At 59.0% G+C, this 24,910-nt stretch carries 23 protein-coding genes and 1 pseudogene; 8 read left to right on the forward strand and 16 right to left on the reverse strand.

Annotation, left to right across the window (positions count from 1 at the left end):
* A pseudogene (locus tag ACRZ94_RS00005) lies at window positions 1–98 on the forward strand (universal stress protein); the annotation flags it as partial.
* 1 nt (window position 99) lies between these two features.
* On the opposite strand, the gene ACRZ94_RS00010 reads toward ACRZ94_RS00005, so the two are convergent.
* The 3 genes from ACRZ94_RS00010 to ACRZ94_RS00020 are packed head-to-tail and all read right to left on the reverse strand — an operon-like array spanning window position 100 to window position 4,188.
* Window positions 100–1,140: a lipocalin-like domain-containing protein gene (locus ACRZ94_RS00010; RefSeq protein ID WP_480796380.1), complete on the reverse strand. Its 1,041-nt coding sequence runs from the start codon at window positions 1,138–1,140 to the stop codon at window positions 100–102.
* A complete protein-coding gene (locus tag ACRZ94_RS00015; protein ID WP_480796381.1) occupies window positions 1,130–3,544 on the reverse strand; it encodes an FtsX-like permease family protein in 2,415 nt (804 codons plus the stop codon). Before ACRZ94_RS00015 ends, ACRZ94_RS00010 begins: the two co-directional genes overlap by 11 nt.
* Window positions 3,541–4,188, reverse strand: a complete 648-nt coding sequence (locus tag ACRZ94_RS00020) for an ABC transporter ATP-binding protein (protein ID WP_480796382.1) — start codon at window positions 4,186–4,188, stop codon at window positions 3,541–3,543. The genes ACRZ94_RS00015 and ACRZ94_RS00020 overlap by 4 nt, the downstream gene beginning before the upstream one ends.
* 159 nt (window positions 4,189–4,347) lie before the next feature.
* Here ACRZ94_RS00020 and ACRZ94_RS00025 point away from each other — a divergent pair, with 159 nt between their 5' ends.
* On the forward strand, window positions 4,348–4,782 hold the full coding sequence (locus ACRZ94_RS00025) for an ion channel (RefSeq protein ID WP_480651457.1): 435 nt from the start codon (window positions 4,348–4,350) through the stop codon (window positions 4,780–4,782).
* Here the strand turns inward: ACRZ94_RS00025 and cls are convergent.
* The 3 genes from cls to ACRZ94_RS00040 all read right to left on the reverse strand — a co-directional run bounded on the left by cls (window position 4,779) and on the right by ACRZ94_RS00040 (window position 8,872).
* The gene (gene cls / locus ACRZ94_RS00030; protein WP_480651399.1) at window positions 4,779–6,191 is read right to left on the reverse strand and encodes a cardiolipin synthase; all 1,413 of its coding nucleotides are present in this window, start codon (window positions 6,189–6,191) and stop codon (window positions 4,779–4,781) included. The genes ACRZ94_RS00025 and cls overlap by 4 nt on opposite strands.
* Before the next feature lie 23 nt (window positions 6,192–6,214).
* The gene (locus ACRZ94_RS00035) at window positions 6,215–7,189 is read right to left on the reverse strand and encodes an HAD family hydrolase (RefSeq protein ID WP_480651397.1); all 975 of its coding nucleotides are present in this window, start codon (window positions 7,187–7,189) and stop codon (window positions 6,215–6,217) included.
* A gap of 72 nt (window positions 7,190–7,261) precedes the next feature.
* Window positions 7,262–8,872 carry an arylsulfatase gene (locus ACRZ94_RS00040; protein WP_480796383.1) on the reverse strand — a complete coding sequence of 537 codons (1,611 nt, stop codon included), beginning with the start codon at window positions 8,870–8,872 and terminating at the stop codon, window positions 7,262–7,264.
* Between the two features lie 200 nt (window positions 8,873–9,072).
* Between ACRZ94_RS00040 and ACRZ94_RS00045 the strand changes: the two genes are divergently transcribed.
* Window positions 9,073–9,741 (forward strand): Crp/Fnr family transcriptional regulator, encoded by a 669-nt coding sequence (locus ACRZ94_RS00045; RefSeq protein ID WP_480796384.1) that lies wholly within the window; start codon window positions 9,073–9,075, stop codon window positions 9,739–9,741.
* On the opposite strand, the gene ACRZ94_RS00050 is transcribed toward ACRZ94_RS00045, so the two are convergent.
* The 8 genes from ACRZ94_RS00050 to ACRZ94_RS00085 all read right to left on the reverse strand — a co-directional run bounded on the left by ACRZ94_RS00050 (window position 9,738) and on the right by ACRZ94_RS00085 (window position 18,171).
* A complete protein-coding gene (locus tag ACRZ94_RS00050) occupies window positions 9,738–10,970 on the reverse strand; it encodes a hypothetical protein (RefSeq protein ID WP_480796385.1) in 1,233 nt (410 codons plus the stop codon). The genes ACRZ94_RS00045 and ACRZ94_RS00050 overlap by 4 nt on opposite strands.
* Window positions 10,967–12,472: a VWA domain-containing protein gene (locus ACRZ94_RS00055; protein ID WP_480796386.1), complete on the reverse strand. Its 1,506-nt coding sequence runs from the start codon at window positions 12,470–12,472 to the stop codon at window positions 10,967–10,969. Before ACRZ94_RS00055 ends, ACRZ94_RS00050 begins: the two co-directional genes overlap by 4 nt.
* The gene (locus tag ACRZ94_RS00060) at window positions 12,469–13,452 is read right to left on the reverse strand and encodes a vWA domain-containing protein (RefSeq protein ID WP_480796387.1); all 984 of its coding nucleotides are present in this window, start codon (window positions 13,450–13,452) and stop codon (window positions 12,469–12,471) included. Before ACRZ94_RS00060 ends, ACRZ94_RS00055 begins: the two co-directional genes overlap by 4 nt.
* Window positions 13,449–13,925 carry a DUF4381 domain-containing protein gene (locus ACRZ94_RS00065; RefSeq protein WP_480796388.1) on the reverse strand — a complete coding sequence of 159 codons (477 nt, stop codon included), beginning with the start codon at window positions 13,923–13,925 and terminating at the stop codon, window positions 13,449–13,451. Before ACRZ94_RS00065 ends, ACRZ94_RS00060 begins: the two co-directional genes overlap by 4 nt.
* Window positions 13,922–14,869: a DUF58 domain-containing protein gene (locus ACRZ94_RS00070; RefSeq protein WP_480651384.1), complete on the reverse strand. Its 948-nt coding sequence runs from the start codon at window positions 14,867–14,869 to the stop codon at window positions 13,922–13,924. The genes ACRZ94_RS00065 and ACRZ94_RS00070 overlap by 4 nt, the downstream gene beginning before the upstream one ends.
* Window positions 14,870–14,885: 16 nt before the next feature.
* On the reverse strand, window positions 14,886–15,863 hold the full coding sequence (locus ACRZ94_RS00075; RefSeq protein WP_480651382.1) for an AAA family ATPase: 978 nt from the start codon (window positions 15,861–15,863) through the stop codon (window positions 14,886–14,888).
* 112 nt (window positions 15,864–15,975) lie between these two features.
* Window positions 15,976–17,082 carry an acetoin utilization protein AcuC gene (locus ACRZ94_RS00080; RefSeq protein WP_480651380.1) on the reverse strand — a complete coding sequence of 369 codons (1,107 nt, stop codon included), beginning with the start codon at window positions 17,080–17,082 and terminating at the stop codon, window positions 15,976–15,978.
* A 3-nt stretch (window positions 17,083–17,085) separates the two neighbouring features.
* The gene (locus ACRZ94_RS00085) at window positions 17,086–18,171 is read right to left on the reverse strand and encodes an AI-2E family transporter (protein WP_480796389.1); all 1,086 of its coding nucleotides are present in this window, start codon (window positions 18,169–18,171) and stop codon (window positions 17,086–17,088) included.
* A gap of 156 nt (window positions 18,172–18,327) precedes the next feature.
* On the opposite strand from ACRZ94_RS00085, the gene ACRZ94_RS00090 reads away from it, so the two are divergent.
* The gene (locus ACRZ94_RS00090) at window positions 18,328–19,221 is read left to right on the forward strand and encodes a YihY/virulence factor BrkB family protein (protein ID WP_480651376.1); all 894 of its coding nucleotides are present in this window, start codon (window positions 18,328–18,330) and stop codon (window positions 19,219–19,221) included.
* Between the two features lie 158 nt (window positions 19,222–19,379).
* Window positions 19,380–19,508, forward strand: a complete 129-nt coding sequence (locus ACRZ94_RS00095; protein ID WP_480796390.1) for a hypothetical protein — start codon at window positions 19,380–19,382, stop codon at window positions 19,506–19,508.
* Window positions 19,509–19,510: 2 nt separating this feature from the next.
* On the opposite strand, the gene ACRZ94_RS00100 is transcribed toward ACRZ94_RS00095, so the two are convergent.
* Window positions 19,511–20,227 (reverse strand): RlmE family RNA methyltransferase, encoded by a 717-nt coding sequence (locus tag ACRZ94_RS00100; RefSeq protein WP_480796391.1) that lies wholly within the window; start codon window positions 20,225–20,227, stop codon window positions 19,511–19,513.
* Window positions 20,227–21,339 carry a Ppx/GppA phosphatase family protein gene (locus tag ACRZ94_RS00105; protein WP_480651370.1) on the reverse strand — a complete coding sequence of 371 codons (1,113 nt, stop codon included), beginning with the start codon at window positions 21,337–21,339 and terminating at the stop codon, window positions 20,227–20,229. Before ACRZ94_RS00105 ends, ACRZ94_RS00100 begins: the two co-directional genes overlap by 1 nt.
* A 180-nt stretch (window positions 21,340–21,519) precedes the next feature.
* Between ACRZ94_RS00105 and ACRZ94_RS00110 the strand changes: the two genes are divergently transcribed.
* From ACRZ94_RS00110 to ACRZ94_RS00120, 3 genes are all read left to right on the forward strand, one after another.
* Window positions 21,520–23,406 (forward strand): PhoX family protein, encoded by a 1,887-nt coding sequence (locus ACRZ94_RS00110; RefSeq protein ID WP_480796392.1) that lies wholly within the window; start codon window positions 21,520–21,522, stop codon window positions 23,404–23,406.
* A 250-nt stretch (window positions 23,407–23,656) separates the two neighbouring features.
* Complete coding sequence (locus ACRZ94_RS00115) at window positions 23,657–23,953, forward strand: virulence factor (protein WP_480651366.1); 297 nt, start codon at window positions 23,657–23,659, stop codon at window positions 23,951–23,953.
* 26 nt (window positions 23,954–23,979) lie between these two features.
* On the forward strand, window positions 23,980–24,906 hold the full coding sequence (locus tag ACRZ94_RS00120) for a methylenetetrahydrofolate reductase (protein WP_480651364.1): 927 nt from the start codon (window positions 23,980–23,982) through the stop codon (window positions 24,904–24,906).
* Window positions 24,907–24,910 lie beyond the last annotated feature (4 nt).

Genomic DNA, 24,910 nt, shown 5'->3' on the forward strand with positions numbered 1-24,910 from the left:
TCGGAGCCCACAAACCAGACCTCAAAGACTACCTCCTCGGCCCAAACGCCGCCAGAGTCGTCAGACACTCAACTGCATCCGTATACGTGGTCAGGTGAATCAATAGCCCGTCATCTCAAGGTAGCCGCGCCCGCTGTGGCTGCCGGACACGATGACGGGGCCTTCCCAGTATTCGAACCGGGTGCCCATCCAGGCACCGGGCGTGAGGGCTGAGACCTCAACATCTATACCACGGTCGGGCAGGGTGACGCGCCAATGCACCGGAACGTCCCGCCCCGCGACCCGCGCGCTGTCCAGCGGTTTGAAGGATGCCGCGCCGTCGGGCAACGCTGTCGCGGTTCCATCCGCGGCGATCCATGTGGCCGCCGTGAAATCGCCGCGCCCGCCGCGCAGGCGGAAGGCCATCAGCTTATCACCCCCCTCAAAGCTGAGTGAGAACCAGTCCCAGCCGCTTTGATCCGCCGCCAAGGGTTGCGAGGACCATTCGCGATCCAGCCAGCCCTGACCTGTGACCGCAACATCGCCTTCGGGCAGGCGCAAAACGCCTTCGACCGTGTAGAAAGGCTGTGAATAATAGTGGCTGGCTTGTCCATCAGCGGATTTGACTGAGTATCCGGCGTCGCCATGAAAGACCAGCGGGCCCTGGGTGGTCAGGTCCAGCGCATAAGAGAATTCCGGGCCGCTGGCCGTTAGGTCCACCTTATCCAAATCGTCCCCACGCATGTGCCATTCGTCGATCCATGCCTCAAAGGGCTGGGCCGTCACACCTGCCTGACCGATGCCGCCGCGTGACAGGCGCTCGGCAAAGTAGTGCGCGTCAGGGGTGGTGACGGCGGCATGGCCCATCCACAGCTGCGGGCTTTGCCAGCCTTCGGTTTGGGACGGTTTCAGGGCCGAGCGGAACAGCGTCCATTGGATGCCATAGTCCCGGCCGTCTTCACCGGTCAGGTTTGCTGTCAGATACCACCATTCGATGCGAAACGTAGGATGCGGGCCGTGATCGCGGGGGAATTCGAATTGAAAACCGCGCTGAGGAACGTCGAACCCTTCGGCTGTGCCACCCAGACCGGCATAGCCCTGCGCCCGCAGGGCCGCAGGCATGAGCAGGAAAAGGATGCACAGGACAGCTTTAACGTTCATTGGCAAACACCCTCAGCAAATTGACAGGTGGCAGGCGCAACAGGCGCAGCGCGGGCAGGGCGGCTGCGATCCCGGCGGCCAGCAGGGTCAGGCCAAACAGATAGGCCCAATCAAGGGGAAACAGGTGCATCGGCAGCCGCCAGCCAAAAGCCTGCACATTGATGACAGCAAGCAGCGCCCAGGCGAGAGCCAACCCCAGCGGCAGCGCCAGAACCGCCGTCAGGGCGGCCAGCAGCACACTGCGCAACAGCTCTAACCGGGCCAGATGCGCGCGGGTCAGGCCAAGGGCCCAGACAGGCGCAATCTGTGGCAGGCGTTGGGTCCACAGGGTCAACAGGCTGGTCAGAATGGCAAAGCCCGCGACGCCCAGCGTCAGCACGTTCAGGGCCGATGTCACGACAAAGGTCTTATCGAAAATCGCCAGCGATTGCGCCTTCATCGCGGCCTGCTGCACAACCGCCCCGCGCGGGAGGTCAAAGCGATCCCGCAGTGCCCGGGCCATCTCGGTCGCACGATCCGGGTTCAGCACGACCCCAAAGCGGCGCGTGTCCACGCCACGGGCGATCCGGTCCAGTTGGGGCATCGAAACGATTGCCTGACCGGTCGGGTTGCCATAATCGGAATAAACCCCGGCGATGGTCAACCTGTGCGGGGCTCCAAGGCTCAACGTATCACCGGGCCAGAGGTTGGCGCGGCGGGCCAGTTGTTCATTGATCAGAACGGCCTCTTCGCCATGGACGCGGTCCCAAACGTTGTCAGAGGCCGAGATCAGCGGCCAATGTTTGCGATAGGTTTCGTGATCCTTGATCCCATAAAGGAACAAGGGCCCGCTGTCATGCGCCAGCTCAACACTGCGGATGGGCAGGATGGCGTCGACCTGCGGGTCCAGCCATTGCGCGATCTGTTGACCTTGCGCATTGTCTGCGGCGGTCACGTAAAGCTCAGATGTCAGGCGCTGATCCAGCCAACCGACAAAGGTCAGTCGAAAGCTGGACACCATCGTGCCAACACCGATATTCGCAGCCAGCGCCAGCAGCAATGCCATCAGGGCCAGGGACAGGCCGGGCAATTGCGCGCGCATATCCGCCCAAATCCATTGCGCCACAGGGGTTCGCGCCCTGGTTTCAAAAACGGCCAGAACCAGGGACAGCAGGTAGGGTAAAAGCAGGGCTGTCCCGGTCAGAATGCCACCAACCATGGTAAACCCGGCGACGAGACCTTCAATCGTGTATCCGGTGACAAATCCACCGACGATCAGCAGCACGCCAAGCAGGCCAAGGGTGCGTTGCCCGGTTGCAGCACCGCGCCAGGCCTGCAGCCCTCCGCCTGTAAGCAGTGGCATTTGGGCAAGCCGGTACAGCGCCTGACTGCTGGCCAGCAGGGTGCCGGCCAAGGCCATCGCCAGACCCGCGAGAACCCATTGCGGCTGCAGCGACATCTGCCCGTCAACCGGGGCGCCATAAAGCCCCCGCAGCGTGACGGCGACATCAGGCAATAGCAGCCCGGCCAAAAAGAACCCAAGGATCAGACCCAACACCCCGCCAATGAGAGCCAGCAGTATGAGTTCGACCGAGATCATCACCACCAGTCGCCGCATCGATACGCCAAGCGCGCGCAGGGTGCGGATCATCGGGCGTCTCTGGGCAAAAGCCAGCCCGACCGTCCCATGTACGATGAACAGGCCAACAGCAAAAGACAGCAGGCCAAAGGCGGTAAGATTCAGATGGAAACTATCCGTCAATTGCGCCGCGTCCAGCCGGTTGGTGGCCGCAACGCGCTGTAACTCGGGCGCGATTTCGATCAGTGGCCGCAGGTCTCGTGGCTGCTCGGGCAGGATCAAGAGCCGAGAGATTTGGCCGGGCCGATCCAACAGTGTCTCGGCAACACCAATGTCAGTCAGGATCAGATCGGGCGGCAGCGCGTCCGAGGTCAAAACTGGCGGTAACCCGTCAATACGCGTCAGAAACGTGGCCAGATCGGGCGCGGCCAGCAGGCGGCCCGGTGCGGTCAGCATATCGGCCGGGTCGGGCGGCGCGTCCGAGCTTTCAACCTGCGACACGGCAGGCAGGGCCGGGTGCGTTACCATGTCCACGCCCATGACCTGCAGCCTTTGTCCGTTCAGGCGCATTGCCCCTTCAAGCACCGCCGCCACCTGCCAACCGGCGCGGCGTAGCGCCACGTATTGGTCCAGAGCAATCAGGCCCGAGGGTGGGCGCAGTTCGTCATATTGCCCCAAGGCAAGCTGATCACTGGCGCGCTGATAGCTGGCGCGGGCCTCGGCATTGATGGCCTGCACGGCAGACCACAGCCCGGTGGCCAGCGCGATGCCGATCAGCAACGTGGCCAATTGCAGCTTGTGACGCCGCCAATGCGACATCAGGGCCTGAATGACGGCCACGGTCATGAGATGTGTCCACCCGCCAGATGTACATGCCGGTCCAGCCGTTCGGCAATGTCCTGAGAATGCGTGACCAGCAAAAGGGCCGCACCTGTTTCAGACACCAGAGTCAGCATCAGGTCCAGAACGTTTGCACTGGCGGTTTCATCCAGATTGCCGGTGGGTTCATCCGCCAGCAACAGCTTGGGCCGGGGGGTCATCGCGCGCCCGATTGCGACGCGCTGTTGCTGGCCGCCCGACAGGTTCTCGGGATAGCGCTCTTGCAAGTCGGCCAGACCAAGACGTTCGGCCAATTGCGCGGTCCAGCGGGGGTCTTCGCGCCCGGCCAGCCGGGCATGGAACGACAGGTTCTGCCCGACCGTCAGCGACGGGATCAGATTGAACTGCTGAAAAACAAGCGAGACGCTGCGCCGCCTCAACGCCGCCCGCCCGGCGTCATCCAGCGGCGACAAAGGGGTGCCATCCAGCGTGATCTCTCCGCCGTCGAACCTGTCCAGCGCGCCCACCAGGTTCAGTAGCGTGCTCTTGCCGCTGCCGCTTTCGCCGGTCAGGGCCAAGGTCTGACCCTGATCCAGCGTCAGCGACACATCCCGCAAAACGGGGCGGCCGCCCGGATAGGATTTCTGAACCCTGTCGATCGCCAGCAACATGCACAACGTCCTTATCTGTGTGGGGCACAATGTGCGCCTGATCGCGCCAGAGTCCAGCGCAGTGCCGTACACGTTTCCATTGGTCGCAGCCTTGTCCTTTGTCCGCTAAGTCGCCATTGTGAGACAACTTCTTGTGATCCTCATATGGTACGCGAACCGATGACCCTAACGCAGCAGATTCTTTGGGGCAGTGTCTATCTGGGCGTCTGCTTCCTGTTTGAGATCATCCTTTTGACATGGTGCACGCAGGTGCTGCGTCAGGTGTCCCTGCGGCTGGAGAACAGCAAAAAATTCATCTCGATTGCGGCTCCGATCTGCATTGCGCTGGTCTTTATCGTCGCGATCCACACGTTTCAGGTCTGGCTATGGGCGATTGTGTGGGTGCTGGGTGATGTGCTGCCGGATTGGAACTCGGCGCTGTACTTCTCGTTGGTGACATTCACGACGCTGGGCTATGGCGACATCGTTCTGGGTGAGGCATTGCGGATATTCGGTGCCTTTGCCTCGGTCACCGGTTTGTTGGCTTTTGGCCTGTCGACGGCCTTCATGGTTGCCCTGATGACGCAGGTCTTCAAAGAAGAGCTGATGTCCTAAAGGATCGGTGAGAACAGCCGCGCAATGGGCGAACCGAACCGGATATAGGCGGGTTGATCCGGCAGTTTCTTTGTCAACTCATAGCTTTTTTCAAAATCGGCCAGCAGCATGGCCTCGACCGCTTGCGCGGCCCGCTGGTCGAAAAACAGCGCCATCGCCTCAAAATTCAGCCGGAATGAGCGGTTATCCAGATTTGTGGTGCCAACGGCGGCCAGCGTATCGTCCACGACAAACGCCTTTTGGTGCATGAACCCATCGGTATAGCGGAACACGCGCGCGCCGCAGGCCGTGACCTCATCAAAATAGGCAAAGGCCGCCAGCCAGGGCAGGCGGTGATCCATCACCTCGGGCACCAGAATACGCACATCCACACCGCGCAAGGCCGCGTGCTGAAGGGCGGTCATGATGTCGATATCGGGCACGAAATAGGGCGAGGCGATCCACAATCTTTCCCTGGCCTCGGCAATGGCGGCAAAGAACATCATCGCGCCGGTTTCCGTGTCATCACCCGGGCCGGTTGCGACGATCAGCGCGTTCATGTCCTGCTCGGATTCGGTTCCTGCCCAGTCCAGATCGTCGATCAGGTCTTCTTCGTGGGCCCAGTGCCAGTCCTCGGTAAAGATCAACTGCAACTGCCGGACGATATGACCGGTCATCTTGATATGCGTGTCGCGCCAGTGGCCGAAATAGGGGCTCTGACCCAGATACTCGACCCCTACGTTGTGGCCACCTATAAATCCGGTCTCACCGTCGATGATCACGGTTTTGCGGTGATTGCGATAGTTCAGCTGAAAGCGGTATTGCGGGCCGCGCCGGTCGCGGGGATTGGCAATCTGCACACCGCCTGCACGCAGCGTGTCAAGATAGGCGGTCGGCAAACCATAGCTGCCCACCGCATCCGTCATGAACCGCACGGTCACACCACGTTTGCAGGCGGCCAGCAACTTGTCCCGCAACTGCTGGCCCAACGTGTCGTCGCGCACGATATAGAACTGGATCAGGATATAGGACCGGGCGGCGTCGATGGATTTAAAGATGGCATCAAACGTAGCCTGTCCGTCGATCAGCAACTCAGCCCCGTTCCCGCGCGAGACGGGCAGGTGGGCAAGTGCCTCAAACGGGCGGGGATTGATCGGCATCGTATCGGGGTCGGGAGCCGAGAAATCGGCAAAGCTCTTGATTCCTTCGACAACACGTTCGCTGCGTTGGCGGGCGATACGATACCCGCGAAACCGGTGATGACCCAAAAACAAGTAAAGCGGCACCCCCAGCATTGGCGTTGCGATCAGAAACACCACCCAGCCAACCGCGCCCTGTGGGGTGCGCGCGGTCTGCGCCGCGCGTATCGCGAACAACGCGGCCGTCACGTACAGAAAGAAGACGGCCGCGGAAACAAGCAATGTCCACATGGGGTTATCGGTCTCAGGTTGCCTTAGTCGGCCCCAGTGTAGATGCGATCCCAGTCTTGCGCCATATCAACGATGACCCAGCCCATATCAGGGCCTTTGTCCAAACCATCGACCAGTTTGCCAATCGGGCTTTCGCGGTCATAAGCCCATTCGCGTTCGGCGTCGGTGTGATGAACCAGAACGCCAAGACGCGGGCCGTCCCCGGCTGTGGTCCATTCCAGCATCGCAAAGTCGCCGTCCGAATTTCCTCCGGCCAGAATGGGGCGTCGTCCGATGGTACGTTCGATGTTGATCGGTTTGCCCTCTTTGTCGTCGACAAAGGCGATATCCGGTGCCTTGGTGATGGTCGGAGAGCCGCTTGCGGTGTCATAGATCGTGTCAGTATATGTGCCCAGAACCTGCTCGGGTGGGATGCCATAGGCGTCCTCGGCAAACACACGCATGAAATGCAGACCGCCGCCTGACACGATATAGGTCCGGAATCCTTCATCGCGCAGATAGCGCAGCAGTTCGACCATCGGCTGATAGGTCATCTGATCATAGGGCAGGCCCGTGTCCGGATGGCGCGCCGTGTCCAGCCATTCGGCGACGGCAGTCTTGAAATCGTCAACGCTGATGCCGGAATGGGAGGCATTCACCACTTCGATCAGCGCCTCATGGCCGCCTTCAAGAACGGCCTGCAGGTCGCCTTGCGCCGCCGCCTTTAGCGTCGGTGTGGTCAAGATCGACGGGTCAGCCCCTGCAAGGTCCGCCAGACGATCCATGGCAAAGGTCAGCTGAAAATAAACCGGTTGTTCGGCCCAAAGCGTGCCGTCATTGTCAAACACCGCAATCCGCTCGGCCGGGGTTACATAGTCGGCGCTGTTGGGATCGGTGACGGTTTCGACGAAATCCACGATACGGGTCTTGGCGTCGGATGTGTCCCAGCTTGGTAGAGGATCGGCTGCCGACCCCAGCGGCAAAAGCAGAAAAGCGGCAGAGAGAACTGCGTGCTTCATGTGAAATTCCTTTGTATCTCAATTGAAAAAGGGCCGCCGTTGAACCGGCGGCCCCTTGGATTTTACACAGGATCAGTTGTTGGTCGGTGCCGAGAGTTTATCCATCACCTGCTCCAAGTTGAAGCTGGCCGCCTTTTGGCGCGGCGGATATTCTTGGAAGGTTTCCAGGAAAGTTCCGACATATTGCTGCGCGGGCACCAGGAAATAGGCCCGGTCCAACAGCCAGTCATAGTAGGTGTTGGATGTGCGATAGGCGCGCTCATACGGATCACGACGCAGGTTGATGATCAGCGGGATGCGCAGTTCGGTCCAGGGTTCGATCCAGGCGCGCAGGGTGCCCCAGGCCTTCTGCTCAAGGAAGATCAGCTTCCAGTCGTCAAAGCGCAGCGCGGTCAGGTCACCATCATCCGAGAAATAAAAGATCTCTTTCCGCGGGCTTTCTGTTGCTTCACCAGTCAGCAGAGGCAGGATGTTGTAACCGTCCAGATGAACCTTGTAGTCGCGGCCCATACCCGACGAGCTGTAACCCTCTTTCAGCTTTTCCTTGATCTCAGTATCGCCTGCCACGGCCAGGTAGGTGGGCAGCCAGTCCATATGGTGCACGATCTCGTTCGTGACCGAGCCGGGCTCAATCTGACCCGGCCAGCGCACCATCGACGGCACACGCCATCCGCCTTCCCAGTTGGTGTTTTTCTCACCCCAGAACGGCGTCGCGGCAGCGTCCGGCCAAGTGTTCATGTGCGGGCCATTGTCGGTCGAGTAGTGCACGATTGTGTTGTCGGCGATGCCAAGCTCGTCCAGCAGGTTCAGCAATTGGCCTACATGCATGTCATGTTCGATCATACCGGCCGAGTATTCGTCGGTAACACGGCCTGCGATCTCATTGGCCTGGGCGCGCATCTCGTCTTTGACATGGGTGCGGAAGTGCATACGAGTGCCGTTCCACCAGACATAGAAGGGCTGGTCCTGCTCATGCGCGCGCTTGATAAAGTCGATCGCGGCGGCAACGGTTTCCTCGTCCACTGTCTCCATGCGCTTTTTGGTCAGCGGGCCGGTGTCTTCGATGGTGCCATCGGCTTTGGATTTGATCACACCGCGGGGACCATAAGCGTCGCGGAACGTGCGGCCATCGGCCAGAACCGCATCGCCGGGATAATCCTCGTTCTCGGGCTCTTCTTCGGCGTTCAGGTGATACAGGTTACCAAAAAACTCGTCAAAACCGTGGTTTGTGGGCAGGTGCTCATCTTTGTCGCCCAGATGGTTCTTGCCGAACTGACCGGTGACGTATCCATGATCCTTGAGCAAGCCAGGAATTGTGGGGTCTTCGACCTGCATGCCCAGATCCGCACCGGGCAAACCTACCTTGGACAGACCTGTCCGATAAACCGACTGCCCCATGATGTAGGATGAACGGCCAGCGGTACAGGATTGCTCACCGTAATAGTCGGTGAAAATCATGCCTTCCTTGGCTATGCGGTCGATATTGGGCGTGTTGTATCCCATCAGACCCATCGTGTAGGCCGAGATATTGGATTGCCCGATATCGTCGCCCCAGATGACCAGAATGTTGGGCTTCTGATCCTGCGCCCAGGCGGGGATTGCCAACGCAACGGCAACGGTCGCCACAGCAAAGCGACGCAAACCCGCGCGCCAGCTGTGTGAAAGCGTTCGTGGTGGGGACATTGTATGCTCCTGATTTAAAAGAGTTGGTGAAACTCCGAGTTGTAATTTCCTTCGGAGGCTGGCTATTGCTGCCATGAAGATGTCGATCGCGTATCGGCGACTGGTCACACGGTTGGGAATCGAACACTGGCAGCTTAGGCCAAAAGCTCTATTTGAAACCCATCATATGATGATATGTATAGGTAATGATGCGAAATAAATTGAATGATATTAACCTCTTGAAAGAGGTTGGATGGTTCAGTAAACGGTCCGAATCGTTCCAGAAGGATCTGCTGAAATGCGGTACTGCCAAGTGTTTTGACGCCTGTGAGGCGCTGTATCACTATGGTGATCCGGCCAATGGGATTTTTGCCATTCTGAACGGTGGCATACAGATCACAGCACCCGCAGATGACGGGCAGGAATTCGTGGTGCACCGCGAAGGTGCAGGGTTTTGGATCGGCGATTTGGCTTTGTTTGGGGGCGCTCCGCGATTGGTGAGCGTTGCGACAACGCAGCAAACGCAGGCGTTGTTTTTTCCGAATGCGGCGATTGCCAAATTGATCAAGGCGAACCCGGATTACATTCGTGATTTTTACGCTCTGACGCAGGAGAACATGCAAACCGCGCTGCGGATCATGGCCAATATGGCCGTCACCGGCAGCGAAAAGCGGTTGGTCCTTCGCCTGCTGCATCTGAGCGAATGCACCAGCAAGTCCGAAGGGTGGATTATTGTTTCCCAGGAAGAGTTGGCCGAGATGATTGCCGTATCACAGCCAACACTGCATCGCAGCCTGCACAGGCTGTCCGATCTGGGTCTGATCGAACTGGGTTATGGACGGGTTCGGTTGAAGGACAGGCAAGCGTTGATTGCGAGCTGTCAGAACTAAGGGTTCAAGGGCGGAAGAGGCTGTTGTTGAAGGGCACCGCCGTCCCGCAATCGCTTTTGAGCCGTGCGGGCAGAGGACCATGCTGCGGTCTCGTCATGGCCATCACGTGCATAGCGCGCAGCACCAATGTCGGACAGCGTGCCCTCTAACCGCCTGTACCCTTGCGGATCGCGACAGCGGGCTTTCCATACCTCCAGCGCGGAATAGGCGGCAGTCAGGTCCTGATCACGCAGGGCTTGTCCTAACTGCAACCCGGCGTATCTGGCGGATGCCCGGTATCTTTCCGCACGGTCTTGTCGCCACCTGCCAATACGCGGTCCGAACACCCGAAACGCTCCACCGACCGCAACGGCGACCCCGACCACCCAAAAACCGTATCGAAGCAGGTCTTGAAGCGAGGGAATTCCGGGCCCGGCCGCTGCAACCGTGATCTCAACCGCATCCGATGTGGCCGTTTCGACACTGTCACTTGAAAGATTGAACCATTGCACCGTGACCGGAGGCAATTGTGTCTGACCGCTGTCTTGCGCGACATAGGTGATCTCATCCACACGCTGCCCGGACAGTATGCCGCGCTCTTCGGTTTCGCTGAAACGGGGCTCTTTGGGATAGGAGCGCAACGTATCCGTTTGATTTTCAGTTATTAATACGGGAATCAGCAAAGGGCTTGCCCCGTCAATCCGGGCGGTCAGGCGACGGGTTATGGCTCCGCCTGTCTGCATCTCTGTGGAACCTTCGATGTCCTGGCTCAGCTCAAAACCGGTTGCAACAATCAACGGGGCCAGATCGCGCGCGGCCTCTGGGACCACGGCGTTGAATGCAATGGCTTGAAGCGGCACAGACACTTGAACCGGCGCATTTGTTTCAGGATCGGCATAGGTGACGGTCATGTCCTGCGCTGGAAAGCGCACCTCTCCCTGTGTCAGGGGATAGACGCGATAACGTCGCTGAACACCGGACCACGTCGCCCCGTCTATGGACTCGCTGACAGGCCCCGAGGCGCGCTCGGGCAAGCGAACCAAAAGGTTTTCCTGCTCAAGCGTGGGAAAGACCGGAGGTGACGGCATGAAGGTAGGCACCAGAACCTGAATGCGAATATCGGCGGGTTGGCCGACCACCACATCTTTGGTCGGTGCGCTGATCGTCACGCGGGGAGTCAAATCGGGCGTGCCTTGTGAAAGGCCAATGCCAGGAAGTGCAGAAAAGATAAGGATCAGGGCGTATCTCATTGGTTCTGCACCTGATCTTCCAATCGGAATCGATTGCGTAGAAAATCCTGCATGTCCGTATCAATGGCACTGATCCATTGATCCGGGGAAAGCGCCGTTCCGCCGTCGGTCTGCGCCTCAACCTGAGTTGTCTCGCCCCGAGCATCTTCGTTATCGAAAACGGTATCGTCGGCTCCGATCCCGGATTCCTCGCCGGTGTCGGACTGTTCACGTGAGGTTTCGACATAGTCCAGAATTGCCGTGGCGACGTCCAGATTGTGTTGCGCTTCGGCCCATTCCGGGCGCCGCTCCAAAGCAGTCTGAAAGGCGGCGATCGCAGGCCGGTATTCACGGTTTCCAATCCGCGCCATGCCTTCGGCAAAGGCGGCTTCAGGCGTGTCCAGCTCAGCGAAAATGGCGGCCGCTTCGGGGTACTGGCCCGATTTCAGCTTGGCGTATCCTTGGTGATACGGGTCTTGAAACAGCTCTGCGGCATCCGCATAGCGTTTGGCATTCATGGCGATCTGACCTTGCTGGTCCGGCGTCAGAAACCAGTCGCGCCACCCCTGGGCCGAGGCCGGGCTTGCAGGTTGCAGCAGAAACGCCCCCAGCAAAGCCCAACGAATGACCCAACCGCGACGGAACCACAACAAGGTCAGCAAGGCGGCAGGCCACGCCAGAAGCCATCCCTGATCCCTCCAAACGTTTTGATTGTCTTCATCCAAGGCGTCCTCATAGGCTGTCTGGATATGTTTTTGCAGCCGGGTAATGTCGCGATCACCATCGGAAAAGGGCACCACTGTTGCGTCCGGCACATTATCAAGTTGGGCAATTGTCCCGCCCTCTGGCAACATCGTCAGAAACAACACCTGTGTCGCTGTGTTCTGGAACGGTGCAAGCTGTGCGGGGTCTATATCGTCCAAAACGAACAAGATCGCCCCCGGTGTTTCGTTGCCCTCCAAAACCGTTTCCGCCAAGGTCAGTGCGTCACCGGCCGCATCGCCCGGGATGGGCATGACAGCGGGTGCCAACCCCTCAAGCAAGGGGCGTAGGATCGATGCGTCCTCGGTCAACGGAGCCACTTGATGAGGCGAGCCTGCATAGGCAAGCAAGGCCGTTTGCGCGCCGGATCTTGCGGTGATCAGGTCCGCGATTTTGAATTTCGCCCGGTCAAGCCTGGATGGGGCAAGGTCGCCGGCTTCCATGCTGTCGGTAACCTTGAGGGCGATGACAAGAGGGGCCGTATCTGCAACCAATGGGTTGGACATCCGCGCCCAAGTCGGCCCTGCGGCGGCCAAAGTGACCAAGATGGCTGCAATCATCGCAACATCTACAGGGTAGAGGCGGCGGGTCGTTTCCGCGTTCAACGTCAAAGCCCGTGCCAGATGAGGTGCGATGCCGGATGGCAACTGCGCTGTCCCCGAGGCTTTGGGGCGCACCGCCCACCAGAGGCCAAATATCGGGATCAAGAGCAGAAGATAACCCGTTCGAATAAAATGAAACTCTGAAACTGCGTCAATCATTGGATGCCCCGCCGTCGGTATGCGATGTTGAGCCCAGTGATCGTCACAAGCATAAGTGTTAAGGCGATCAGCAAAGGGATATGCGCAAGGCTGATGCGCGGGCGGTAGCTCTGGGTTTCGACCACGCGCGGGTTTTGGTCATCAATGATTTGATAGGTTTCTGTCAGGGCGGACTGATCGCCAGCGAAAAAGTATTGTCCTCCGGTCCGGTCGGCGATGGCCTTCAGCGCATCCAGATCGACGCGATCCTCGCCTGATGCGTCCGGGTCTCCGACGCCGATAGTATAGACGGTGACACCTTTGTCTGCCGCGATGGCGGCGGCGTTGGCGGGGGCCATGCGGCTGGATGTATCGGCCCCGTCGCTGAGAACGATCATCAGGCGTTGTTCAACTTCGCTGGACTCGAAAAGCCGGATGCCAAGGCCGATCGCATCGCCCAACGCCGTGTTTGGACCGGCCATACCTACCTGTGTTTGGTCCAGGAACCCATTCAAACTGTTGATATCTTCGGTAAAGGGCGCCTGAACAAAAGCCCGTGTTCCGAAAATGATCAACGCCATGCGATCATCCTGACGATCAGCAATGAAACCGCGCACGACGTCCTTGACCGCTGCCAGCCTCTGGGTAGGGGTTCCGTCCGGACCTACAAAATCTCTTTGATCCATCGACCCAGAGATATCGAGCGCCAAAACCACGTCCCGGGCAGATTTTTCAACTACAATCGGGTCGTCCAACCTCTCGGGCCGGGCAAGGGCTGACACGAGCAACACCCAGATGACTGAAACGATCACGGTTTGAAGCGCCGTTCTATGGGCAATACTTGACCCGGACTTGGGCGTGATCCCTGCAGCTTTGGCGACGTGCCGGAAAAAGGGTATGCGGATTGCACTGGTCTTTTTCCGGTACGGGCGTGCGAACCGATAGATCAACAGAGGAAGCGGGAGGGCGACGAAGGCCCAGGGGGCAGCGAATGAAATCATTGCGACCGCCTTTCCGGCTTGTGAGTCTTTACCCACTGACGTGCATAGCTTGCAATGGCAGGGCTGGAAGACGTGGTTCTGAAAGGGGCTTCGGACAGTATCTTGCTATTGGATTCAGATAGACCTTTCATTTCAGCTGATTGCGAGAGAAAACTTATCCAGTCTTTGCCGTGCAATGAGGCAACCCTGTCGCGTGGATAAGCGGCCAAGGCCGTGCGACGCAGGATTTCGGCGATCTCGGCAACGTCGTTGTCCGCAGCATCCAATGCGCGCAGGGCTGCGCGCCGATAGGCGTTTGATTGGCGGTGCCGTCTGACGGCGTACAGCCCATATGTCAGGATCGAAAAGACCAGAACAGCCAATACAACCCATCCCCAGGTCTGCGGTGTCATCGGGATCGGCGCAGGAACAGGGGCGGGTTCGAGCATGTCCAAAAGCTCAACCAAAGATTTGCCCTGAACATCGACGCTCATCTTCCTACCTCTCGATGGCCGAATTGTTTCATTAATTGCGACAAAGCCGGGTCCAAAGTGGTCATTGGAACGATTGGAAAGTTGTAACGCCGGGACCAGTCGTGCAGGTTGGACAACCGGTGTTCCAACCCGGATCGAATGCGGCCCGCCAGGTCTGGGTCAGAAGCGTTGATCTCAATCTGCTGATCCCCGTCGGACACGGTGACCCTCAGGCCGGGTGTCAACTCGCGCGCGCTCGGGTCGGATATATTGAATAATATCAGATCATTCGAGCGCGCAATTTGCCTGAACAAACGCTCGGACGCCTCGTCCAGCCCGTCGAAGTCGGAAAAGACACAAACAAGCGCGTTGGTATGGGCAATGCGCGTGGCCTGTTTCAGAACGTCATTCAGCCCGAGAGTTGGCGAAGGCCGTAACGAGGCGTTCAACCGGCAATTTGCAGTTGCGACAGACGACAGGAACCGTCTGAGGGCAGCCGGGCGGCGCTGCGGGTGATGTTCGGCCAGATCCGTGTCGCCAAAGACAATGCCGCCAACCCGATCCCCTTGGCTCAGGATGCGATGCGCGGCGATTGCGGCCGCCTCGGCGGCGATGACCGATTTCATGTATTGCTTTGTCCCGAAGAACATCGAAACACGCTGATCAACCAGCAAAAGGGCAGGGCGATCGCGCTCTTCTGTATAGACCCTAACATGGGGTTTACCGGTGCGCGCCGTGACCTTCCAGTCAATGGTTCGGATGTCATCGCCAGGCAAATAGTTCCGCAACTCTTCAAAGTTCAAACCCCGACCTCGCAGACGCGAGCTATGGCGACCATTGAGAACAGAGCGTGCCGGCTGATGCGGAAGCAGGCTGATCGCACGGGACATTGCACCCAACCGCAGCAGGTGGTTCGCGTCCACATGGATACGAGGGTCGTTCTGATATGGGGCGGGTTGGCTCACACGTTATGCCTCTTGGTCATGGCAGGGCCACCAGGCGCAGGATGTCGGCGATGACGTCATCCGGGGTTTTGGCGTTTCCAAGCGCCTCAAAGCTGAGTGTGAGGCGATGCCGAAACACGTCATGGGCAATCGCGCGAATGTCCGCAGGATCCACATAGTCACGCCCGTTCAACCAGGCATGCGCGCGCCCGCATTTGTCCAGCGCCAACGATGCACGCGGGCTGGCGCCGATCTCAATCCAACTGGCGAGGTCATCGTTGTAAATCTGAGGGGTTCTGGTCGCCTGCACGAGGTCCGCCATATAGCGATCCATGGCCTCGGACACGTGGATTTGTCCGATCTCAGCCCGCGCCTGAAAAACGGCGTCTTGCGGGATGGGTGTGGGCAGGCTGTCAGGTGATCCCGTACCAGCGGCAATCTCTTCGTTTCGCACAAGACGGATCACTTCGACCTCGTCCTCGACCGGTGGGTAGGTGATCTGAACATGCATCAGAAAGCGATCCATCTGAGCTTCGGGCAGGGGATAGGTGCCCTCTTGCTCAATCGGGTTTTGCGTGGCCATCACGATGAACAGCGGGTCCATCTTGTGGGTTGTACCGGACACGGTGACCTGACGTTCCTCCATCGCCTCCAGCAAGGCGGCTTGCACCTTGGCCGGGGCGCGGTTGATCTCATCGGCCAGCACGATGTTGGCAAAGATCGGGCCCGGCTCGAACCGGAAGGTGCCGCCGTCGTCGGTTTGCTGGAACACTTCGGTTCCGGTCACATCCGAGGGCAGCAGGTCAGGCGTGAACTGTATCCGGCTGAAAAGCGCATCCAGATTGCGGGCCATGGCTTTGACGGCGCGGGTTTTTGCCAGCCCGGGCAAGCCTTCGATCAGCAGGTTGCCATTGGCCAGCAGCCCGATCACCAGCCGGTCGATCACGTCGGTTTGCCCGATGATCGACTGTCCCATACGGGATTTGAGTTCATTTATCTGATTAATTGCATTCATTTGGTTGATCCAATTGCAGCCAGATTTGAAAAGCTGACCTGTCACAAAGTGTCAATGCGGGAATTCCTATTGGTCGCAGCAGCTTAACAGGGTTTTGGCACCTGATCTACCGTCAAATCCTTTGCGCCAGATGGGCAAGGTCGGCGCGTATTTCAGGCCGGATGGCACCCCGGTTCGGGGCATCGCGCAGTGTGGTGACCCAATGCGCGGGGCGTTGTTTTCCGGCGGCGCGGTTCCAGGTCAGCCCGCGCAGGATGGTTTGCGATTCGGCGTTCAGACGAGTGGGAACCTCATGTCCGTTCAGCGTCGCCCAGACACCGCTCCACAATCGGGCAACAGACCAGGGGTTGTAGCCGCCACCGCCCAGCACGAGCAGGCGCGCGGTCAGATTTTGTAGATGCGCAACCGTTTGCCAATGGGCGTTGTTGGACAGGGTCAGACGGGAAAGCGGGTCCTCGGCCACCGCATCCGCCCCACATTGCAGCACGATGGCCTGAGGAGAGAAAGCAACGGTTGCGGGCAGGATCAACTCCTCAAGGATCGCGTCAAACTCATCATCGTTGAGGTCGCGCGGGACCGGCATGTTAAAGGCTGCACCGCCCGCATCATCGTCCAATGTGCCGCTGAATGGCCAGCGGCGGGTTTCGTGGACCGAGATCATGCGTACTTGCGATGATCCGCGAAAGGCCAGTTCGACCCCGTCGCAATGGTGAGCATCGATATCGATATAGACGATGCGGTTCAGCCCCGCCTTCAGCAAAGTCAGGATCGCCAGAACCGGGTCGTTCAGATAGCAAAACCCGTTGGCCCGCTCGGGCAACCCGTGATGCGTGCCGCCAGCGGGGCTGAAAACAACGCCACCGTCACGGATCATCTCGGCCCCCAACATCGACCCGCCTGCGGCGGTGGCCGGACGTCGATACATCTCAGGGAATATCGGATTTGACAGGGTGCCCAGCGCATGTCTCTGCCGCACCTCGTCCGAGACGGCCTGGTTCTGCTCGGCCTGATACAAGGCGTCGATGTAGTCGGGCGAGTGAAATGCCGTCAGGGCCGAGGGTTTGGCGCGCGGGCTCACCCGGTAGTTTGTTGGGGTCAGCCACCCTTGCGCCCGGCACAGATCGATCACGGTGGACACACGCGGGATCGCCAGCGGGTGCTTTGAGCCGTAAGTCGAGCTGCGGTAGATTTCTGACCCGATGAAAATTGGGGGCTTCATGACTTAGTTGGCCGGTTGCGTGTCACCATCCTCGCCCAGCCTGCCGTCCAGCGACATCAGGATGGCGATGGGCCGCAGGGCCGGGATGTGGCTGAACACGATCAGGATGCACACCGTTAGCGGGACGCTGAGGAAGGCTCCGATCAGGCCCCAGATCGTGGTCCAGAACATCAGTGCGAGGATCACCAGAAAGGTAGACATGTTCAGCGACCGTCCCAGCATGGCGGGGTCCAGAAAATTCCCGATCATGAACTGAATGGTGCCACAGCCCAACACGATCACCAGAAAGGGGCCGATGCTGTCGAACTGCACCAGGGCGATCATCGAGGGGAAGATCACGGCGATAATCGACCCGATTGAGGGTATGAAGTTCAGCGCAAAGGTCAGTACAGCCCAGGTCTCGGCAAATTCGAGGCCCATGATTTTGAAAACCGTATAGCTGATCCCGGCGGTGATCAGGCTGATCAGGGTTTTGACGCCCACATACCGCTGCAGGCTGAAGGTGATCGCATCCAGAATGGCCGCGAATTCCTGCCCGGTTTTCACGTTGCCGGCGGCCAACTGTATCTTTTTGCGAAAGGCCAGCCGTTCAGCCATCAGAAATGCGACATAAAGGCTGATCAGAAAGAACTGGTTCAGCAGCGAGGTTGCACTGCCCAGCAACACACGCGCGATATAGGACATGTCGATGTTGATCAGATTGTCGCGAATGAAAGTGGTGACGTCATTGCCCACAAGACCGGTTACGCGATTGACCGCTTCGTCGAACTGGTTTTCATAGGTGCTGATCGTGCGCGCAAACTGGGTGGCCTGACTGCCCAGGATATACATGATCATGAACAAGCCCGCCAAAACCACGGTAACCCCTGCCACATTGGCCAGCCATACCGGCATGCGGGTCAGTGCAATGATCCGGTCGCTTAATGCGATAATCAGCACGTTTGTCAGCAACGCCATGGTCAAAGGGATCAAAAAGGCGGCGCCTGCATAAAGACCCAGCACCACCAGTGTAGCCACAATGCACACGTCGCGAACAACGGACAGCTTCAGCTTTGACGGTGTCTCGGGAAAACTGGGGTCCGGTGTCATGGCCAGCCGATCTTAGATGGTTCGCGTTGCAGTCCTGTCTGATCCTGCACAGCCGGGTTGGATTATGCAATGCGCCCAGATATTTGTCTTTGAATATTTGCACGCCGCGTGGTTTTGCAGGTTCTGCGGCGGGGGCAGTCAGGCTAGGCTCATGGGATGAGCGCGCGTGTGATTCCCTATGTCAGCCGTCCCATTCAGGGGCTTTGGATGGCCGTCGTACGCTTTGATTCCAAAAACGGATTTGTCATGAGCAGCCACGTCGCGATGTCGATGATGCTGGCCTTGTTTCCGTTTGTCCTGTTCACCGTCGCCCTGGCGGGGTCTCTGTCGCAGGACTATGTGACGGATGAGTTGATCGAGCTGATTTTCGGCGCATGGCCGCAGGACGTCGCGGGGCCGATCGTCACTGAATTGCGCGCGGTTCTGGCCGAGTCCGGCTCGGGCGTGATTACGCTGGGTGGTTTGCTGGCGGTGTTCTTTGCCTCAAACGGGGTGGTGGCCGTGCGCAAAGCCATGAACCAAGCCTATCACGATCATGACAGCTGGCCGTTCTGGAAAACGCGCCTGTTATGCCTGAGCCTCGTGATCTTCGGCGGTATTGCCATCATGATCATCGCAGCGGTCGAGGTCATTTTACCGGCCTACACGCAACTGGTTTCGGAAAAGACCGATGTGAACGTCTCTGACTGGCTGTCCGTCGACCGCCTGCGCTGGACCTTTACAGTGGCAGTACCGGTCTTTGTCGTGCTGTTTGCGCATCTGATCCTGCCAACCGGGCGGCACAAGATTCGTCAGATCATACCGGGCGTCTTGGTGACCCTGGCGCTTTGGGCTGCCGGAGGGTGGGGGTTTTCGGTCTATATCGCCCAGTTCGCCTCGTACAGCGCGACCTATGCCGGTCTGGCCGGGGCCATGGCGGCGCTGATCTTTCTGTATTTGTGTGCAGCAATTCTGATCCTGGGGGCTGAGTATAACGGCGCGTTGATGGACCTGCAGGGTGCGGATGACCCGGACACTGAACTGGACAGCTCGACCCCAGAACAGCCTTAGCAAACCGCGCAAAACGGCCAGCTTTGCGCCACGATCCCGGCAAAATTCATCGTTAACCTTAGGTCACGTTAGCGTTTTGGTATGCGTATAGGTGACTTATGGCGGGTAAGCCGGTTCATACATCCCAGCTGCAATATCCCTTAACAGTGGATCAGCGTGTGGCGAATCTTCAGTCCAAGAAAGCTGAATACATTAAACACGGTGAAGCTCTGTTGCTGCAACAAACCGCCTCGGCCTCGTTGCGAGAGCAGTTCCTGACCGGCGACCGGATCTGGTTGGAGGACTGATCCTAGCCCCGGAACCCGGTGGCAACCACGAACTTCTCGGAACTGTCCGAGCGGGACGCGGGCGGTTTGACGTTGGCAACCTTATCAAATTTCTGCTTAAGCAGCTTTTGCAGATCGCCCTCGGCGCCCCCGGCCAGAACCTTGGCCACGAAGGTGCCGCCTTCCTCCAAGACGTCAAAGGCAAAATAGGCCGCCGTTTCGCACAGCGCCATGATACGTAAATGGTCGGTCTGTTTGTGCCCGGATGAGGCCGCAGCCATGTCCGACATCACCACATCCGCCTTGCCGCCCAGCCAGTCTTTGACCTTTTGATCGGCGTCATCTTCCATGAAATCAAGCACATGCGCGGTGGAGCCCGCAACGGGTTCGACCTCTTGCAGGTCGACGCCCAAAACGGTGCCGATCCGTTTGCCTGAACGTTCGCCCAGCGCGTTCACGCGTTTGACCGCCACCTGCAGCCAACCTCCGGGCGCGCAACCCAGATCAACAACACGCGCGCCGGGGACGAGGAAGCGGAACTTGTCGTCCAGCTCCAATATCTTATAGGCGGCACGCCCACGATAGCCTTCGGCAATTGCCCGTTTTACATAAGGATCGTTCAACTGCCGCTCAAGCCAACGGGTCGAGCTGAGCTTGCGCCCGCGCGCGGTCTTGACCTTAACCTTCAGGTCGCGCTGTCCACGGCCTGAATTGTTTTTGCCACTTGGTGTCTTCGCCATCAAAACGGTCCGTCTTCCAATACGCCGTCGGCACTCATCTGAGCATACAGCAATCCTTCGCGCAGCCCACGATCCGCCACCGAAAGGCGATCTGTGGGCCAGCAGCGCAGCAATGCTTGCAGAATGGCCGAGCCGGACATGATCAGGGCCTGCCGGTCATCGCCGATACGCGGATCGCGCCGCCGCCCCAGTGGGCCGAGTTCTAAGTATCCCCGTATGACTTTGTCAATCTGATCGCTGGTCATACGCAGACCGTCCACCTTGGTCCGGTCATAGCGTTTCAGCCCCAGATGTGAGGCCGCCACCGTGGTGACGGTCCCGCTGGTGCCGACGATCTGAAAGCCCTCGCGCGCTTGTTCGTCCTTGTAGGGGGCGAAATCCGCAAGGTTTTCTTCGAAAAACCAGCTCATCAGCGCAAAGCGGGCCGAGTCGTCTTCGACATCATGGAACTGATCGCGCAGCGTTGCTACGCCAAGGGGCACGCTGATCCAGTCGACCACCTTGGCGGCGGGAAAGGGGCTGTCGCTTGTGTGAAACCCGGCATGCAACCGCATGATCGCCGCCGGGCGATCCCGGCGCGGTATGGATGAGATGTCGATCCAAACAAGTTCGGTCGAGCCGCCGCCGATATCGACCACCAAAAGCTGTTCGGTCTTGGTGGATACCAGTGGCGCGCAGGAAATCACGGCCAGACGGGCCTCTTCCTCGGGCTGGATGATCTCAAGGTTCAGCCCGGTTTCGCGGCGCACCTGACGGATGAAATCGCGCGAGTTCTTCGCACGCCGACAGGCCTCGGTCGCGACCAGGCGCATCCGTTTGACCTTGTTGCGTTTCAGCTTTTGCTGACAGATGCGCAGCGCCTGAATGGTGCGCGCCATCGAAGACCGGGACAGCCGTCCGGTCCGCTCCAAACCCGCGCCCAATTGCACGGATTTCGAGAAACTGTCGACCACATGGAACCCGCTGCCCTTGGGCTGGGCGATCAACATGCGGCAACTATTTGTACCCAAATCCAGCGCCGCATACAGCGCATCCGGATCGGGTCTTGCCGGCGCGGGGCTTTCGACCGCCTTGGGGAACGCGCCCGCACCTTTGGGACGCTTGGGCGCCATCTTTAACGCCCTCCGATTTTCGAGTTGCTTTGACCCTAGGCGGCGCTTTGCCGACGCGCAAGTGATTTCAAAGTTGAAATCAATGAGGCTGTCATATCTCATTTACACTCGGGTGCCATTTGGAGTGCAGTCCCTGCCTTGGGATTCCTCACCAGCTTACAGCCAGATACGGAGTCTGCCATGAAAGATGATCGCCGCCTCACCTTTGACGAATTTGACGAAGTTGTGAATCCGCGTCCCGAAGAATGCGATTTTGACCGTGTCGTTGAACGTGCGCTGTCGCGGCGCGGCTTCCTTGGCGGTGTTCTGGCCATGGGCAGCTTTACTGCCGTGGCGGGTGGGATGATCCCATCGGGCGCACGCGCCGCTTCGGACCGGTTTGCCTTTAAGGCGGTTCCGGTGTCCACAGCCGATGAGGTGATCGTCCCGCAGGGGTACAAAGCCGAAGTATTGGTGCGCTGGGGTGATCCGCTGTGGTCTGACGCGCCCGAGTTCGACCACGCGACGCGCGGCACTGCCGCCAGCCAGGAACGTGCCTTTGGCGACAACACGGACGGTCAGGATGTGTTCCTGCACGATGGCCACGTCCTGCTGGTCGTGAACAACGAATACACCAACCGCGATATTCTGTGGGGCAACAACCCCGAGGCGCTGGCCAACTCGTATGACGATGTTGCCAAGGGGATGATGGCGCATGGTGTCACCGTGGTTGAAATTGCCAATACCGACGGCACATGGGCCATCGTAAAGGACAGCCCCTATAACCGTCGCATCACGCCCCAGACAGATATGGCCCTGACCGGTCCGGCGGCAGGTCACGATCTTTTGAAAACCGAAGCCGACGCCACAGGCACAACCTCGAAGGGAACGTGGAACAACTGCGGCAATGGCATGACGCCTTGGGGCACCTATCTGGCCTGCGAAGAGAACTTTAACGGATACTTCTCGTCCTCTGACGAAGCCTATGAAATCAGCCCTGAACTGCAGCGCTATGGCGTTTCGGCGTCGGACTGGGGCTATGGGTGGGCCAATATCGATAATCGCTTTGACGTGTCGAAAAATCCCAACGAACCCAACCGCGCAGGTTATGTGGTCGAAATCGACCCGACCGATCCCACCTCAACCCCACGCAAACTGACCGCTCTGGGCCGGTTCAAACATGAAAACGCCGAAGCCATCGTCAACAAGGATGGCCGCGTGGTCGTGTATATGGGCGATGATGAGCGGGGAGAGTTCCTGTATCGCTTTGTCTCGGACGGCGTCTATGCGGCAGGGGTGGACACCAACGCGCTGTTGGAAAACGGCACGTTGTCGGTGGCGCGGTTCTATGAGAACGGCACGGGTGAGTGGCTGGAGTTGACGCCCGAAACCACCGGAATGGCCTCGTTGGCCGAGATCAGCGTGCATACGCGTCAGGCCGGATCGGCGGTTGGCGCGACCACGATGGACCGCCCTGAATGGGTTGCGGCCAACCCGAACCTGCCCGAGGTTTATTGCTGTCTGACCAACAACAAGAACCGTGGCGTCAAACCGAATGCCGGGGGTGACGACACTTCGGTCAATGGTCCCAACCCGCGTGAGGCCAATAACTATGGCCAGATCGTGCGCTGGCGTCCTGCCAGTGGGGATCACGCGTCGGCGGATTTCGATTGGGATCTGTACGTGCTGGCCGGTAACCCGACGGTGCATCAGGACGTCTATGGCGGCTCGGAAAACGTCAGCGCTGACAACATGTTCAACTCACCCGACGGGTTGAAATTCGACAGCAACGGCCTGCTGTGGATTCAGACTGACGGTAACTATGGCAATGAGGGTGATTTCCAGGGCCAGGGCAACAACCAGATGCTGGCAGGCGACCCGGTCACCGGTGAAATCCGCCGTTTCCTGGTCGGCCCGAATGAGTGTGAGATCACCGGCCTCAGCTGGTCACCCGACCGTCGCACCATGTTCGTGGGCATTCAGCACCCCGGCGAAGAGGGCAACAGCCACTGGCCCGAGGGCGGGGATGCGGTTCCGCGTTCAGCCATCATTGCGGTGACTCGCGAGGATGGCGGCCTAGTAGGTTAAGGCCAGCCAACATTTGCCAATTCAGCCCCGGATGGTCGCCACTGTCCGGGGTTTTCACGTTGTTATGCGGCGCATTCATGCAAGTGTTTAGAAATTTGATCTACGCGCTGGCCGGGAAACCCGTTAGACACCCGGTACACCGTCGTGGGCGAAAACGTCGCTTGAAAAGCGCCTTGTGTCGAAAATCGACCGGCCCAAACCCATATAGACGTTTAGAACCGGGCCATCTGGTTAGGAGGAATCAAAGGCTATGCCTGACGTCACCATCGTATATTGGCGCGACATTCCCGCCCAAGTCATCGTGGGCAAGGGTCGCCGCGGCGCAAAGCGGCAGCTGGAAGAACGGTTCGAACAAGCCATCGACCGGGCCGCGATGAAGGTGAACGCAAAGGACAGCGATGCCTATCTGGCCGAATGGCGCAAAGCCGACCCTTTCGTGGTTGAGGGCGATCCGTCCGAAATCGCTGAATCCGAGGCTGTGCGTCTGGAAACAGAATACGATCAGGATCGCATCAAGGCCCTGATCGCCAATGACGGTTGGGCATGAAGCCCGGATCTATATGGGAGGCCGCTATGGCTTTGCTGAATTTCAAAAAACGTGATGCCGTCGAAAACGGCCCTGTGAACCCGACCGTCGAAGCCTTTTTGCAGGGCTACTCGATCGAGGTAATGCCGCGCACCGCCGAAAAGGTCGAGGATTTCCGCGCGCTGCTGCCCGAAGGCACCCGCGTCTACATCGCCCATATCGAGGGCACGCCCATCGAGGACATGGTCAAAACCGCCAAACGCATTGCTGCCGAAGGCTATCCGGTCATGCCGCATTTCCCGGCGCGGATCATCAAGGATGCAGCGACGCTGGAAAACTGGATTTCCATGTATCAGGGCGAAGCAGGCGTCGATCAGGCGCTGCTGCTGGCCGGTGGCGTGGACAAGCCGCACGGCGATTTCGACAGCTCGATGCAGCTGTTGGAAACCGGTCTGTTCGACAAGGCGGGCTTCAAGCGCCTGCACGTTGCTGGCCACCCCGAAGGCAACAAGGACATTGATCCCGACGGCTCGACCAAGAACGTGGATGATGCGCTGCGCTGGAAGCAGAAGTTCAGCGAAACCACCGATGCCGAAATGGCGCTGGCCACGCAGTTCGCGTTCGACGCCAAGCCGATCATCGCCTGGGCCGACAGCCTGAAAGAGGCGGGCATCGATCTGCCGATTCATATTGGTATCGCAGGCCCGGCCAAGCTGCAGACCCTGATCAAGTTCGCCATCGCCTGTGGCGTTGGCCCGTCGCTGAAGGTTCTGCAAAAGCGCGCCATGGATGTGTCCAAGCTGCTGCTGCCCTATGAGCCCACAGACGTGATCACCGAACTGGCCAACCACAAGGCGGCCAACCCGGATTTCAACATCACCAACGTGCATTTCTTCCCGCTTGGTGGCATCAAGACCAATGCCAACTGGGCAATCAATAACGGCGGCGCTTCGGCAAAGCCTGTAAACTCCTAAGGAA

This window comes from Ruegeria sp. CH10, assembly GCF_056537125.1.